This is a genomic window from Undibacterium sp. Ren11W (assembly GCF_049340485.1).
Classification (GTDB): Bacteria; Pseudomonadota; Gammaproteobacteria; order Burkholderiales; family Burkholderiaceae_D; genus Undibacterium.
This window is the reverse complement of sequence record NZ_JBMPPB010000005.1, coordinates 209475-224197: the sequence shown is the minus strand read 5'-3', so window position 1 is coordinate 224197 and position 14723 is coordinate 209475. Positions and strand designations below refer to the sequence as shown.

14 protein-coding genes are annotated in these 14723 nt (G+C 50.0%); 6 read left to right on the top strand and 8 right to left on the bottom strand.

Going from position 1 to position 14723, the window contains the following annotated elements; all coding sequences use genetic code 11:
* Nucleotides 1–14: 14 nt before the first annotated feature.
* The 4 genes from sodC to ACO0K8_RS13475 all read right to left on the bottom strand — a co-directional run bounded on the left by sodC (nt 15) and on the right by ACO0K8_RS13475 (nt 2791).
* Nucleotides 15–524 carry a superoxide dismutase [Cu-Zn] SodC gene (gene sodC, locus ACO0K8_RS13490; protein ID WP_422947172.1) on the bottom strand — a complete coding sequence of 170 codons (510 nt, stop codon included), beginning with the start codon at nt 522–524 and terminating at the stop codon, nt 15–17.
* 159 nt (nt 525–683) lie between these two features.
* On the bottom strand, nt 684–1370 hold the full coding sequence (locus ACO0K8_RS13485; RefSeq protein WP_422947171.1) for a hypothetical protein: 687 nt from the start codon (nt 1368–1370) through the stop codon (nt 684–686).
* Complete coding sequence (locus ACO0K8_RS13480) at nt 1367–1933, bottom strand: YceI family protein (RefSeq protein ID WP_422947170.1); 567 nt, start codon at nt 1931–1933, stop codon at nt 1367–1369. The genes ACO0K8_RS13485 and ACO0K8_RS13480 overlap by 4 nt, the downstream gene beginning before the upstream one ends.
* Nucleotides 1934–1987: 54 nt before the next feature.
* Entirely contained in the window at nt 1988–2791 is an 804-nt protein-coding gene (locus tag ACO0K8_RS13475) for a class I SAM-dependent methyltransferase (protein ID WP_422947169.1), read from the bottom strand.
* A gap of 228 nt (nt 2792–3019) precedes the next feature.
* Between ACO0K8_RS13475 and ACO0K8_RS13470 the strand changes: the two genes are divergently transcribed.
* The 3 genes from ACO0K8_RS13470 to ACO0K8_RS13460 all read left to right on the top strand — a co-directional run bounded on the left by ACO0K8_RS13470 (nt 3020) and on the right by ACO0K8_RS13460 (nt 6177).
* Nucleotides 3020–3994 carry a transferase spermidine synthase gene (locus ACO0K8_RS13470; protein WP_422947168.1) on the top strand — a complete coding sequence of 325 codons (975 nt, stop codon included), beginning with the start codon at nt 3020–3022 and terminating at the stop codon, nt 3992–3994.
* 70 nt (nt 3995–4064) lie between these two features.
* Nucleotides 4065–5276 (top strand): hypothetical protein, encoded by a 1212-nt coding sequence (locus ACO0K8_RS13465; protein ID WP_422947167.1) that lies wholly within the window; start codon nt 4065–4067, stop codon nt 5274–5276.
* A 115-nt stretch (nt 5277–5391) separates the two neighbouring features.
* Entirely contained in the window at nt 5392–6177 is a 786-nt protein-coding gene (locus ACO0K8_RS13460) for a hypothetical protein (RefSeq protein WP_422947166.1), read from the top strand.
* A 34-nt stretch (nt 6178–6211) separates the two neighbouring features.
* On the opposite strand, the gene ACO0K8_RS13455 is transcribed toward ACO0K8_RS13460, so the two are convergent.
* On the bottom strand, nt 6212–7066 hold the full coding sequence (locus ACO0K8_RS13455) for an HDOD domain-containing protein (protein ID WP_422947165.1): 855 nt from the start codon (nt 7064–7066) through the stop codon (nt 6212–6214).
* A gap of 402 nt (nt 7067–7468) precedes the next feature.
* Between ACO0K8_RS13455 and ACO0K8_RS13450 the strand changes: the two genes are divergently transcribed.
* Entirely contained in the window at nt 7469–7840 is a 372-nt protein-coding gene (locus tag ACO0K8_RS13450; RefSeq protein ID WP_422947164.1) for a hypothetical protein, read from the top strand.
* 45 nt (nt 7841–7885) lie between these two features.
* Here the strand turns inward: ACO0K8_RS13450 and ACO0K8_RS13445 are convergent, their stop codons facing one another.
* The 3 genes from ACO0K8_RS13445 to ACO0K8_RS13435 are packed head-to-tail and all read right to left on the bottom strand — an operon-like array spanning nt 7886 to nt 11332.
* On the bottom strand, nt 7886–9379 hold the full coding sequence (locus tag ACO0K8_RS13445) for an ATP-binding protein (protein ID WP_422947163.1): 1494 nt from the start codon (nt 9377–9379) through the stop codon (nt 7886–7888).
* Nucleotides 9372–10085 (bottom strand): response regulator, encoded by a 714-nt coding sequence (locus tag ACO0K8_RS13440; RefSeq protein ID WP_422947310.1) that lies wholly within the window; start codon nt 10083–10085, stop codon nt 9372–9374. The genes ACO0K8_RS13445 and ACO0K8_RS13440 overlap by 8 nt, the downstream gene beginning before the upstream one ends.
* A gap of 2 nt (nt 10086–10087) precedes the next feature.
* Entirely contained in the window at nt 10088–11332 is a 1245-nt protein-coding gene (locus tag ACO0K8_RS13435; protein ID WP_422947162.1) for an ABC transporter substrate-binding protein, read from the bottom strand.
* 669 nt (nt 11333–12001) lie between these two features.
* Here ACO0K8_RS13435 and ACO0K8_RS13430 point away from each other — a divergent pair.
* Both ACO0K8_RS13430 and ACO0K8_RS13425 read left to right on the top strand, forming a co-directional pair.
* Nucleotides 12002–13285 (top strand): maltoporin, encoded by a 1284-nt coding sequence (locus tag ACO0K8_RS13430; protein WP_422947161.1) that lies wholly within the window; start codon nt 12002–12004, stop codon nt 13283–13285.
* Between the two features lie 133 nt (nt 13286–13418).
* Entirely contained in the window at nt 13419–14684 is a 1266-nt protein-coding gene (locus ACO0K8_RS13425; protein WP_422947160.1) for an ABC transporter substrate-binding protein, read from the top strand.
* Nucleotides 14685–14723 lie beyond the last annotated feature (39 nt).

Below are 14723 nucleotides of genomic sequence, written 5' to 3'. Positions count from 1 at the left end.
AAGTTCGCAATTACCTAGAACACGCCACAGACCATACGCGCACCACCACCGCCTAATTTGGCCGGATGATCGTCGTGATTATCGCCACCGGCATGTATCATCAAAGAATGACCGCGCACGTCCGCCGCCTTCAAGCGCGGAGCCAATACCGGATACATCGCGGCACCCTCGGCATTCACATACAAAGCGGGTAAATCGCCCTTATGTCCCTTGTCGGTATATGGCCCCAGATGCTTACCGGTTTTTTCAGGATCCCAATGACCGCCTGCGGCGGCACCAGTGACGACTTTACCATCGACTTCGGCCGGTCCGCACTGAGCTTTCTCGTGAATATGAAATCCATGCAGACCAGCAGGGAGCCCACTCAACTGCGGCGTGAGCAACAAACCATAAGGGGTATCTTCATACTGAACCAATCCCGCTGATTTCACCACGCCTTTATCGTCAATCAGATTGAGTGTCAGGCTCTCGGCAAACACGCTAACAGTGGCGGCAGACAAAACTAGAGCTAGGGCATATTTCATGGTGATCTCCTGTGGTCCTGGCGCATCGCTGCCATCTCGGAGGATACCGAAAACAGCCAGTTTGCCAAAAATATAAAAAATACAATTAGACACCGACTCACACCCGGCTGTAAAGGCAAATTACTCACGATGATGTTTGCCCAAGCGGCAAGCTAGCCGTCAGCGTATCGCTGCACCGCTAAGCAAAGCATCGCAGCCCAGGGCAGTTGACTCAGTCTGCGCGGCACGTCGCGCTTGATTCAAGGTTTCCATAGTCGCTACACTGCCGCCTTCCGCCTGTGCCAATCGGATATTTTGCATCTTGCTTTTCAAATTAAAGCATTGCGCACGCTCCCTGGCATTGCTCTCCGCCTGAACTCGATTCGCGCCGGAATTGCCTGCCGTGTCCGCATTTTTCAGCTCATTAGCGGAGCGCCTGGCAGGCCCCTGCTCCGAGGTATCTAGCAGCACATGCGGCTGTTTTTTTTCCTCCATACAGTCTTTCTCTATCGCCGCACGTACCATGCTGGCATCGGCCCGCATCGCATACACATCTGCGATTAATTTGCGGCGATCACCACTGCTGGCCTCAGCCATCAATTTTTCTTGCGAGGCCCCACCTTCACGTGACCAGATAATTTTCTTTGCCTCTTCGCTGCGGCGCGTACAAGCAAGATCCACATCGCCTTTTTGTGCGGAGACCGACATTTTACCGATCACAGCTGCCTGTTGTCCGGCCTCACAAGGGCGATCTTGATACGAGCTATTGCAACGATACATGGTCTGCGCCTGCAAGCCTGAACTGAGCGAGGCTAAAAAAATACCGGATAGAACAATACCTTTCCACCTTAATTGTCGCGATCTCATTCTTTAATTCCCTCCACATTAAAATACAGCGTGATTTCATCACTGACGAAAGGCGCATAGCTCGCCATTTTGAAATCGCTGCGCAAAATTTTAGTATTTCCATTCGCTCCGCAGGCTTGCCTCATATACAGAAACATGAAGCGACAGGCAAATTGCGTCACATCGATAGTGACATTTTTACTGATATCTTTGATCGTCAGCGTGCCTTCGATCTGGCTTAGCTTATCCTGATCGAAAATGAGTCTGCTGGAGTTGAATGAAATTTTTGGAAAGCGTGCGACATCAAAAAAACTGTCCGAACGCAGCACACCGTTAAAAACGTCTGAGCCCGTGCTGACGGAGTCAGTATCTATCGTGATCGCGATAGCGCCACTCTTGCCGGGCAGATCAAGTTCGACAAATCCAGAATTTTTATCAAAACGGCCGCGCTGCAGAGATAAGCCCCAGTGGGAATATTCAAAACTACTAAAGCTGTGTTCAGGGTCGATTTTATAGCGCTCGCCAGCAGAAGCTGGCGAGACCGCTAAGAATAAATAAATCAGGAAACCACAAAAAAACCGCATAGCGCACTCTTAGTTTAAGTTAACGAACCAGAGCGCTATGCTGCACCGGGAAGTTTAAGGTTTAACGAACTTTAGGGTCATCCTATCACTTTCGCCTATCGTCTGATAGAGCGCCTTATCTTTGTCCTTGTTGGCAAACACCGGTGGCAAGGCCCACACGCCTTTTTCATGTTCGGCAGTATCTTTAGGATTGGCATTGATCTCCGATTTGGCAGCCAGTTTCAAGCCCACACTTTCGGCCAGTTTAATCACATAGGCCTCGTGCACATAGCCGGTGCTAGTCGCCGCATCTTGCGATTTCCCGGCGGGTAAACGATGCTCAACCACACCAAACACCCCACCCGGCTTCAAGGTTTCAAAGACACTCTGAAATAAAGCCTTCATACTCGGCTCGCCATTTTCCACCCAATTATGGATATTGCGGAAAGTGAGCACCATGTCTGCACTGTTTTTCGGCGCATAACTAAGTTTGCTCGGTGGTTCAAAAATCCCTAATTCAACTTTATCGTAGACCGCAGGACTAGCGTCGAGTTTTTGCTTAAAACGCAGACTATTTTTACTTGCGTACTCGCTGCTCGATGCAGGGTCAAAATTGGCAGCAATCAGCTTGCCGTCTTTACGTAAATAAGGTGCAAGGATTTCTGTGTACCAACCGCCACCCGGCGACAACTCTACGACCGTCATGCCTGGCTTAATACCAAAAAAACTCAAGGTTTCGTAAGGGTGACGTGCCGCATCACGACTGACATTGGCAGTACTACGCTGCGCTCCAGCAAGCGCGGCTTTGAGTCCGTCATCGGCCACAGCGAGTTGGCTAAAACTTGCAGCGATGGCGATCGCCAGGAATAATTGTTTCATTTCTTCTCCGATTATTTTGAATTTACGCCGACCAAAAGGCGACCCAACTTCGACCTGCGAACAACGCAAAAGTTCCGGTAGCGATAATACAACAGTTGTAATAAAACGTATATTCAGCAGATGAAGCAAGATTTGTGAATTCCCTGGTCGTGGCTAACAGATAGCGTAAAATCGGGGGACTAGTCTTGTCTCATCCGTTTAGCTTCGCCTTCTTCCCCAGATCCCCTCATGCAAAAAATTCGTCACAGTCTGTCTAAACTCTTTATCGATCCAGCCCCAAAAACCGATTTGGCGCGCACCATGCATTTAGAGCAGCTACAGGCACAGCATCAGGGGCGCCCCTTTGTACTAGATGAAGGCAATTTGCGCTTCATGTACTTTAATCAAAAATCGGTACAAAGCGCGATGAAAATCAATGCGCCGGACGAATTAATTTGTGGTTACACCAGTGGCATGATGGCTTTTTTACTGGAAAACCCGGCACCACAACACATATTAATGGTAGGTTTGGGCGGTGGCTCTCTGGTCAAATTTTGTTACCGTTATCTACCCGATTGCTGCATCACGGTACTAGAAATCGATGCCGATGTGATTGCCTTGCGTGAGCAATTCATGATCCCGGCAGACGATGCACGACTACAAGTTATCCATACCGATGCCGTGGACTATCTAGCTCAAGCTGATGCAAGCGACATGCAATTCGACGTCATACTGCTCGATGGGTTCAGCATTGAAGGTCTGGTACAAGAACTCAATAGCGGCGCATTTTACGCCTCCTGCCACGCAGCTCTGAGCGAGCACGGTTGCCTGGTGGTGAATATGTGGGGCAAGCGCAAACTCTTAATACCGGCGTTAACGGCCCTACGCACTCAGTTTGAGCAAAACGTCTGGTGGTGCCGCTCCTTAGATAGTTACAACCTGCTGGTATTTTGTTTTAAAAACGGCCTGGCTGGCTTCACTAGCGAGATGGCTGCCAAGGCACTGCAACTAGATCAGGCTTTTCCTCTGCAATTAGAAAAACTCAATGCGGGCATGCACACCTTGCGCATACAGATAGAGGCGCAAGATCGATCCGATGTCTGGATTACAGAAGAATACGAAGCCCGGGAGATGATAGCCTTAAGCAGCAATCTGGCCGCCATCATGGTGACCGATCCTAGTTTGCCGCGTAACGATGTCGAATGGAGTCTGGCGCATCAATAAAGCTGCGCATCTCTGGACATGACTGTACTTTTTAATTAGCATAGACGGCTGACCCTTCACTTTATATCCTATGACACTCAACGAAATCGCCGCCGCCTATGTCAAACTGGTACTTGCGGTTGGACCGCATGATAGCTCTTATGTGGATGCCTATTACGGCCCGCCTGAGTGGCAGACGGAGACTAAGAAAGTGCCCCTGCCGGATTTAATCTTGCAAGCCGATCAGTTGATACAAGATTTAAAAACGCTAGAGTTAGCGTCCGAAGATCAGCAATTAAGACAAGAATTTTTAGCTTTGCAATTAGGCGCCGTGCACGCCTACCTCCAGCAATTAAATGGGACGCGACGGTCTTTTGACGATGAGTCAAAGGCACTCTACGATGCCACATCACCGACTTTGAGCGAAACCGATTTTGATCTGATTTTGGCCGAACTCGATCAATTATTGCCTGGCACGGGCGATCTGAATGCGCGCTTAAGCCACTACAACCGCGAATTTGAAATTCCCGTCGACAAACTCGATCTCGTGTTTAGCGCCGCCATCAAGGAATCACGCACGCGTACCAAAAAATATATCAGTTTGCCGGAACAAGAAGACTTTGAGATTGAGTACGTCAAAGATCAGGTCTGGAGCGCCTACAACTGGTACAAGGGAAATAGCTATAGCCTGATACAGGTGAATACCGATTTCCCCATGTTTATCAGCCGCGCGATTGATCTGGCCAGCCACGAAGGCTATCCCGGTCACCATGTCTTTAATCTGTTACTAGAGCAGCAGCTGGTGAACGCCAAGGGCTGGATGGAGCATTGCGTCTATCCGCTGTATTCGCCCATGTCTTTGCTGGCAGAAGGCAGTGCCAATTACGGCATACAAGTGGCGTTTCCGCCTGACGAGCGATTGGCCTTTGAAAAAGAGGTCTTGTTTCCGTTGGCAGGGATTAATCCTGATCATGCTGAACTGTATTATCAAATTCAGGCTGTGCTGCAAAAACTTTCTTACGCCGGCAATATGGTCGCGCAGCGCTATCTGGACGGTGAAATTGAGCGCCCCGCCGCCATCGCCTTGCTAATGAAATACGCACTCTCAGACGAACAGAGATCGACCCAGAGAATAGCGTTCATAGAAAAAAATCGCTCTTATGTCATTAATTACAATCTCGGCCAGGATATGGTGCAAGACTATATAGAGAAACGCACGCAAGCTGGCGATCAGTCGCAACGCTGGCAAGTATTTGCTGATTTACTCTCTCATCCAAAAACCGCCTCTATGATGGCGAAATAGAGAGTATTCTGAGTTTTTCGGCAATCGCAATAAAGTTCTAGACTTTGCAGCGGATAAAGCGCCCTGGATAACTAGTTTCACCAGATGATTTGGCCGGGCAGGAGAGGATACTTCCATGTTAAAACTTATTGTCACTCTGGTTTTTAGCCTCCTTACTGCTCAGGCCTGCGCCAGCACAGCGATCAAACTGTGCTATGAAGACAGTTCAGTTTATCCCTGGATCACCGGAGACAATAAGGGCTTAGTTATTTCCGAATTACGCATGGTAGAGAAAGATCTGAATATTGAATTTGAATTGATACGCCTGCCATGGAAGCGCTGCCTGCAAGAGGTACGCATCGGGACTATCCAGGCCGCCATCGCCGCCAGCTTCAACAAGGATAGAGCAAGTTGGGGCAGTTACCCTCTCAATCCAGACTCCTCTTTAAATTCTGACTTGCGTCTGCATACCGATAGTTTTTATTTTTACCGGCGTATCGACAGCCCTATCAGGTGGAGCAACAATGCCATGCAAAATCTAGGCACCCAAGTAATAGGCGCTCAACTAGGCTATAGCGTCGCCAAGTCTTTAGAAGATACCGGTTACCAAATCAAATATTTACCTAACAGCGACGATCTGTTTAAGCTATTAGAAAAAGGTTTGTTGCAAATCGCCTTATTACAAAGCCATGAAGCGATGAAGGTATTGCGTAACTCCCCCGCGTTGGAGAAAACCGTCGTCAGAGAAAACGAAGCGGTCAAAGTTGCCGACCAGTATCTGCTGTTCAACACCAGCTACTACCTGAAAGAAGAAAAACTCGTCACCGGTATTTGGCAAGCCATCGCCAGAGCCAGGAAGAGTAAAAAATATCAGGAAGAAGAAGCCTTGATGTTAAATGAAGTGCTAAAACCTAAACCATAAAGCACAAGCGTCGCGGGGACAACTTGCCACCTGCTTAAGCCAGAACCTGCATCACTGCAGCCAGCTCTTGCCCGGTTTCCATCATGAGTTTTTCGGTTTTTTCAGCATCGAGCTGCAGGTTTCTAAGCGACATGGGGATCTTATCCCAGTCCAGATTGGCTATCGACTGCGCCACAAAATGTGCATCTAAAAAATCAGCTGCCGACACGATATCGGTCAAGTTGGCTTTTCCGGTAAATGGATGATCGCTTAATTTGTGATCCATGACGGCCGCACGTATGTCGTCCGACATTTCCCAGCTATCCAGAATCGCGGCACCGATATCGGCATGCCATTGATCGACCAAATCCCACAAAGTACTCTCAGAACTAAACAAGTCCTGATACAAACAAGCACGGTTCAAGATGTAAAATTTTCCTACATCGTGCAATAAGCCTGCAATCATGGCTTTATCGGCACTCTGCTTGGTCAGATTACGGGCGATCACAAAAGACAATGCAGCTACCCGCATACTTCTGACCCACAGGCCCTCCATGCGTTCGGCACTCTGGCCGCTAGCCTGATGATCCTTGAGTTGCTTCATGCCGACAGAAATGGCCACATTGCGCACCACGCCAAAGCCTAGCATCACAGTAGCAGCACGTAACTCTTCGATTTTTTTCCCGGTGCGATTAAACATCGCAGAATTGGCCAGCTTTAAGACCTGTGCCGACAACACAGGTTCAGAGCTGACGATACGCGCCACCTGATCATTCGAGATATCTGGCGTATCAAGCGCACGCCGTATCTTCATGGTGGTTTTTAAGGAGGTAGGAAACACCAAGTTCTTGGACGACAATTCTGCCGTCAATCCCTTGATAAATTCAAATTCTGATTCTTTGGCGTTCATAATCTGGCAGTCTAATTAAATGCTTCTGACGGAAAATCCGACTCTTTCCGCATTATCCCATGCAAGCGCGTTCAGATCCAAAATACCTAGTCTAAGGGCGTCGAATTCAAAAAAAATATACGGGCAGCGCCAGCGCGCATATTCCATGCGCCTTTCCAGCCTCCCTGGCTGAAGAAGCGCATGGAATATGCGTCACTGGCTAGGCGATTTTTGATTTCCATCTGTATTTTCCTTGCTTCACTCGCACCGGACTGAGAAATATCATAGGCCGAGAATAGTAGGTGCGCAAAAATAGCTAATACATTCTCTCGTGCAAGCTCGATATTCTGCTACTCTTTTACGCTAAGCCGCACTAAAGCTATACCACACTATGAATCGCCCCCAGTCTGCCAGGAGCCCACTATGTTTGACGAAGATGACTTTTTCGCTGTAAGCAAGTTTCTCAAGCTAGGCGTCAGAATTAATATAAAAAACCCTATGGGGCAGCACCCGTCTTTTAGCACCAGTTTTCCGACGCCGAAAGGCGAGACAGTCAACATCGAGGTCGAAAATTTATATGAGGTCGAGCGCAAGATGCGCGCGCTGCTGGCCAATGCGGTACCAGTCAAGACCAAATTAGTGCCGTTTAACTATCTTGGAACGAATTTTCAAGGCGTGTTATTTTGCACCAAGGGCATGAATGAATTTATCGTGCAAGAAACCCGCGATATGTTCGGTATGGAGTCGAAAAAAATCGTGCGCAAAGCTGATCTTTTTATACAGTTGCTGAGCTAAATTGCCGCATACCAAAAACCGGCGAGCTATCAGAAACCTGTCTTTCTAGCCCAAGTGCTTGGTAGTATCATACGGAAAAATGATGCGCGCCCGCAGGCCGCCATCCTTGTGATTCTCCAGCACTAATTGGCCGCCATGAGCATGCACGATGCTTTGTGCGATACCTAAGCCTAAGCCCATCCCATTACTGTTCTGGTCCCTGCCATGCTCCAACCTGACGTAAGGCTCAAATAAGTTGAGCAAGGCATCTTCTGGCACACCTGGGCCATGATCCCGGATCTCGATTTCTATTTCCGTTTCATTTTTCGTGACGCTAATTTCGGCTTTTTTCCCGTAGTGCAAGGCATTATCGAGTAAATTGCCGATCGCCCGTTTTAAGGCTAAAGGCTTAGCCGTCAAGCTCAAACCTGATTCTTCGAACAAGACCTCGTGGCCCGCCAACTGAGCACCCCGTACCAGTCTGGCGATAAAGGCATCGAGGCGAATTTCGGTAGGATTTTCATGAATATCGCTATCTTTCACGCATTGCAAAGCGCCCTTGACCATCATATCAAGATCATCCAGGTCATCATGAAATTCAGCCCGCAGAGCGTCATCATCGAGTAATTCGGCGCGTAATTTCAAGCGCATGATGGGAGTGCGCAAATCGTGAGAAATCGATACAAATAAGCGCTCTCTGTCTTCGATATAGCGCTGTATCCGTTCCCGCATGGCACTAAAGGCGCGCGCAGTATTGACGAATTCTTTACTCCCGGTTTCAGGTAAGGGCGGCATGTGCTCACCGTTGCCAAATGCTGCGGCGGCCTCAGACAGTGCCGCCAATGGTCGGGTAGTCCAGCGCACCACTAGGATAGAGAGCAATAGTACCGCCGCCAAAGATAGAGCTTGCAGCAAGACCCGATCTCGCGTGAGTGGATTGCCGCTTTCTAAAAAGTAAGGATTAGGCATCAGCGCCGCCAGATACAGCCAATGTTCGGCATCCATCTTGGCCTGTATCACCAGGATTGGTGCCGGAGTTGGGGTCGTCAGCAAAATATGTCTGACCCAATTCTCTGGCATGTCGGCAATCTGCGTCCCATCATCCATCGCAACCAGATTGTCCGGCCAGGCAAAGCCGACTTGAAATTGTGAAACAGCCGGTAAGTCTTCTTTGATAGTACTGCTAATTTGCCGCACCGCGATTGCTGCCAGTGACTGATTGCTAAACTCGGGCAGCGCAATCGCCGTGCTATTGATGTGGATAAAAAAACGGGTGCCACCCATTTCTCGAAATTGCTGAATGATCAGAGGGCGATAATTCTGCGGCAAACTGAGTACAAACCTGACCGCGGCTGAGGCACTATGCGCTAAATGCTGGGCCGCAGTTTTCGCTTCCGCTTCTGATTCAGCACGCAATTGGGTGGCCCAGATAAAATTGCCAAGCAATTGCGTCAACATCACGCCGACCACCATCACTACCGACAGGCGACCTAATAAAGACGATGGCAGCACTTTCGCAAGAGCGCGGCTGATTGCCGGTCTAGCCTTAAAATCAAGCATGCGAACTACTCACCTCAGCCGAAAACACATAACCGGCACCGCGTACCGTTTTGATCAGCAGTGGCTGTTTTCCGGCATCGTTCAGACGCAGACGCATACGGCTGATCTGCACATCCAGCGAGCGATCCAGCGGACCGGCATCGCGCCCACGGGTTTGTTCGCACAAGACGGTACGATCGAGTATCTCGCCAGGATGCTCGACAAAATATTTCAGTAACTGGAAATCCAAACCGGTCAGAGCGACGATTTCACCGTTCGCATCGGTCACTGAGCGTTCTATGGTATCGAGGGTAAAGCCGACAAAGCGATAATATCGGGGTACCGCGGCACTCTCGCCACCAAAACGTCGGTGTATCGCTTTGATACGTGCGAGTAACTCGCGCGGGCTATACGGCTTAGCGATATAGTCGTCAGCGCCCAACTCCAGCCCTACCACCCTATCGGTCTCATCAGAGCTGGCGGTCAACATAAAAATTGGCAAATTTGAGCGTCGTCTGACTTCTTTACACAGTGCAAAACCGTCGGTATCAGGCAACATCACATCGAGTATCACCAAAGACAGTTCATCCACATAGCGTTGAAATTCAGATAAAAACGTTTCGCCGTTATGCGCCAGCAGCACCTCGTACTGATTTTTTTCCAGGTAGGCTTTAAGCAGCGTGCGGGTTTTTTGATCGTCGTCGACGATAAGTATCTTACGCATGATTTCTATTTCTTCCTTGCTATGGGACGGGTCACGGGGCGAGTCACGGTGCGCGCGATGGTGGCCAGACGACGTTGGGTTTCGATGGTGCTCACTTTATCATCCAAAAAATATTGGTGGATCTCAGCAATCATGGCGTCCTTAGTGATTTCATCGGTGGCCATACGATGCGCCAGACTCGGCACTTGCGCCGCCACACCACTGGCGAACAGCTTCCATGAGGCGCGCGCGCAGCTATCCATTTTCGTCATATCGGGGTTGCGCAGAACCGGCACCGAACCTTTAATCTGATTATATTCAGCCTGCACTGCATTCGACATGACCACCTTCGCTAGTTTTTCTTGCGCCGTGCGCGCCGATTTTGGGGTCGCCAGCATGGCGAAAGTATCGATGTCGTACAAATGGAAATTCGCCGTCGCTGGCACTGCCGCACAAGCAAAGCTGTCGTCGCCCAGCTGGCCCCAGAGATTAAGCTCGGCTTTGGCCCAATCGCCCATCACCATCATGGCCGCCTCGCCATCGACCAGTTGGCGGCTAACCTCTTCCCAGGTGCGCTCCTGCAGTGGTCTCGCCATCCATTTTTTCAGATCGCGTAAGTGTTGCAAGGCCCGCGTCAGACGCATATCAGCAAATGCGCCCGGCTTTCTAAGCACAAACAAATCGCGGTAAAACTCGGTACCGCCTTCGGCCAATACCAGCGTTTCAAATAAGCTGACCACTTGCCAGGGCTCACTACTTTGCGCCAAAGCGGCGATCCCCAGGCTTTGTAATTTTAGTGCCAGCCGCTCAAATTCCGACCAGGTTTGCGGCACGGCCAGGCCATGCTGCTTAAACAGCTTGCGGTTATAAAACAAGGTGTTGATTCTATGTATGCCTAAGGGCGCGGCGACAAAATGTCCGTGCGGCTGAACCAGCGTCAACACGGTAGGTAAAAGTGATTGCTCCCATTTAGCGGCCGCTGCTACCGTATCGACGTCGAGCAACAAACCCAGACTATCCCACTCGCTGATCAGGACGCCATTTAGCTGCGCGACTTCGGGTGCATTGCCAGCCAAGATACGGCTACGCAAGACGATACTCGCGCCTACGCCAGAACCGCTAGGCACCACGGCATCGCGCCAACTGACCGACTCATAGTCCAGTTTTTCCTGCAAAAATTCGACCGCCTTACGTTCGCTCGCCGATTTCCACCAATGCAAGACCTGCAGACTTTCAGCATGTGCAGTAAGTGAAGTAAGTAGCATCAACATGTACGTTAAGCACATTAAGCGGCGCACGCTCAGGCTAGAGGCGTGCCTAGGCAACACCGCCTGCTGGCGATTTGTCTCCGTATTTTTTTGATTCCGCAAACTATTTTTTATCGCTATTGGCACTCTAAGGGACCTCCTGATTGCGAAGCAGACTATACCGCAAGTGGCTAACAATGCGTAAGTAAGCTTGCGTCCAGATTTGCAAGGAAGTGTGAGCATTTATTACTTTTTGTTGCAGAGACAAAGTCCGCAGTTTCAAGAAACTGCTTTGTATCCGTCTATGAAGCAAGTCCGGGGATGCCGCAAAAATGCACTTTGCATTGTAAAGAAATGTAAGTAGATATTCTTTTCAACAATGAGGGATATTCATAATAAACAAGCACTTAACAAGAATTCCGCACACTATTTTCCGAAACTGGAATCACAAATTCTTGGGTGCTATCTTCTGCTCGCTGTGACACAAAACGGAAAAAAAATCCGGTCACACTTGTAAAAAAGCAGAGTGAATACGGAAGACGGTGGACCCCACGGTATCAGCATTGCAGCAAAGCTTGCAGTAAAGCTTGCGGTACAGCTTACCGATGAGAGCCAAAGACAGCCGGCCACCTGCGATATTCGCCCCTATCAAAATCAATAATCAAAATCAACAATCAATAATCAGGAGACAAAATGAAGCGTAGCGCACTCAATATTTCACTCAAGACCCTACCGGCAGCACTGGGGATTGCATTTGGTTTAGCCGTAAGCTGTGGCCTTGCGCAGGCTGGCGACACCGACACTGAAGGCTTCCACGGCTACCTGCGCGCCGGCGTAGGATCTAGCTCTACCCATGGCCCGCAAAGCTGCTACGACCTCGGTGGCAACACCATGAAATACCGCCTCGGTAACGAGTGCGATAGTTTCACCGAATTTGGTTACACCAAAGAGATGGTCAAGACCGACAACGGCGTTAGCTTTGTCGGAACGGTGTGGGTCGATGCTTACAAAGGTAGCTCAGATTTTGGTGATGCCAAAACTGGTTTATCTAAAGCCTATGTAGAAGCCAAGAATCTCGATTTTCTCAATGGCGGTATCGCCTGGATCGGTAAGCGTCACTACTTGCGTCCTGACATCCATATGCTCGATCTGCAATACATCAATATGAACGGCACTGGCGGCGGTCTCGACAAGATAGGCGCAGGCCCGGGAAAATTTAGTTACGCAGTGTTCAAAGACAACGACACCAACGAAATCAATCCGACCACAGGCAAAGTGGTTACTACCAACGCCGCCTTGCGTCAAAACTTTATCTACGAAGGTTTGCCGGTCAATCCGGGCGGTACTTTTGACATTGCAACGAGCATCATCAGCGCGCAAGGCGAAAACAAACACAATGGTTGGCAAGTCTCGGCCTTCCATCGTCAAGCTAATGTTTTTGGCGGTGGTAACACAGTCGGCGTTCAGTATGGCGTAGGGCCTGGTACCGGGGTCGGTGGTCCTTGCTGCGATCGCATGGGTCCATCGGGTAGCACGCTGCTGGGATCTGACGTAACCCGCATGCGTATTTTCGATAGCCTGTGGATACAGCCTACCAACGAGTTCAGCATGGAATTTGTAGCGCTGCTGCAAACCGATAAATCGGATGCCAAAGGTTCCAGCACTTGGACTAGCCTCGGTGTGCGCCCTGTGTATGCGATCACCAACAACTTCAAGCTGCAAATGGAGTTGGGCTCCAGCAAAGTGACATCCGGCACCGGTGGTGAAGACATGCGTCTGACCAAGATCACGTTTGCGCCTACCATCAGCGCGGGCAAAGGCTACTGGTCGCGTCCTGAACTGCGTGCCTTCGTCACTTACGCCAAATGGAATGACGCTGCTACTGCCGCAGTCAACGCCAGCAATAACTCTGGCCCTGTGTACGGCAGCAATACCAGCGGCACCTCTATCGGCATACAACTGGAAACCTGGTTTTAAGCGAAAATTTAGTTCACTTATTGATCCACTGAATCCGCTGACCTAGTCTTCTGTGTCAGCCATAGCGCTGACACAGAATGCTCTATTTTTAGCGCAACAACAAAATTATTCTACCTATCCTGGAGAAGACAAAATGAAAATCAAATTAAGCGTACAAGTAACTCTGGCAGCTCTCGCCACTATCGCAGCAGCAGCGCTACCTGTCGTCAGCGCGCAAGCGGCCGAAGTTGAAGTTCTGCATTACTGGACCTCGGGCGGTGAAGCCAAGTCAGTCGCCGAGTTGAAAAAAATGATGGAAGCCAAGGGCATCACCTGGAAAGATTTCGCAGTGGCAGGCGGTGGCGGTGAAAACGCCATGACTGCCTTAAAAGCACGCGTGATTGCCGGTAGCGCACCAACTGCAGCGCAAATCAAGGGCCCATCTATCCAAGAATGGGGCAAGGAAGGCGTACTCGCTAACATCGACGCGGCAGCGACCGAAGGCAAATGGGAAGCCAATTTACCTAAAGTCGTCTCCAACGTCATGAAGTATCAAGGGCATTACGTGGCAGCACCGGTCAACGTGCACCGCGTTAACTGGTTGTGGATCAACCCGGAAGTGTTGGCAAAAGCGGGTGCCAAGGCCCCGACTAATTTTACCGAGTTTTTCGATGCGGCCGACAAGATCAAAAAAGCCGGCATGATCGCGGTAGCGCATGGCGGCCAGCCTTGGCAAGATGCCACAGTATTTGAGTCAGTTGCTTTAGGCGTCGGCGGTGCCGATTTCTACAAAAAAGCCATCGTGCAACTAGACCCTGCCAGCTTAACTGGTCCCACCATGATCAAGACCTTTGAAACTCTGGCCAAGATCAAGACTTACATCGATAAAGACGCTGCCGGACGCGATTGGAATCTGGCCACCGCCATGATCATCAACGGCAAAGCCGGTATGCAATTCATGGGTGACTGGGCCAAAGGCGAATTTACCGCTGCTGGCAAACAGCCAGGCAAAGACTATTTGTGCATGCCAGCACCTGGCACCGACAAGGCGTTTACCTTCAACATCGATTCTATGACGATGTTTAAAGTAAAAAGCGCCGAGGAGCAGAAGTCTCAACTAGTCTTGGCCGGTGCCATCATGAGTCCTGAGTTTCAAGAGGTGTTTAACCTCAACAAGGGCTCGATTCCGGCACGCGCCGGTGTCTCGCGCGCCAAGTTTGACAGCTGCGCCATCAAGTCTATGGACGACATGGATGCCACTAGCAAAAATGGCGGACTGGTACCGAGCTTTGCGCATGGCATGGCAATCGACTCCGCCAAAGCGGGTGCCTTCCAGGATGTCATCGCTAAATTCATGAACTCATCCATGACGCCACAAGCCGCAGTATTGGCATTGGCGAAAGCGGCAAAAGCCAAGTAATTGGCAATACATGTAGCGCCTGTGGCCGCAACAGCGGCC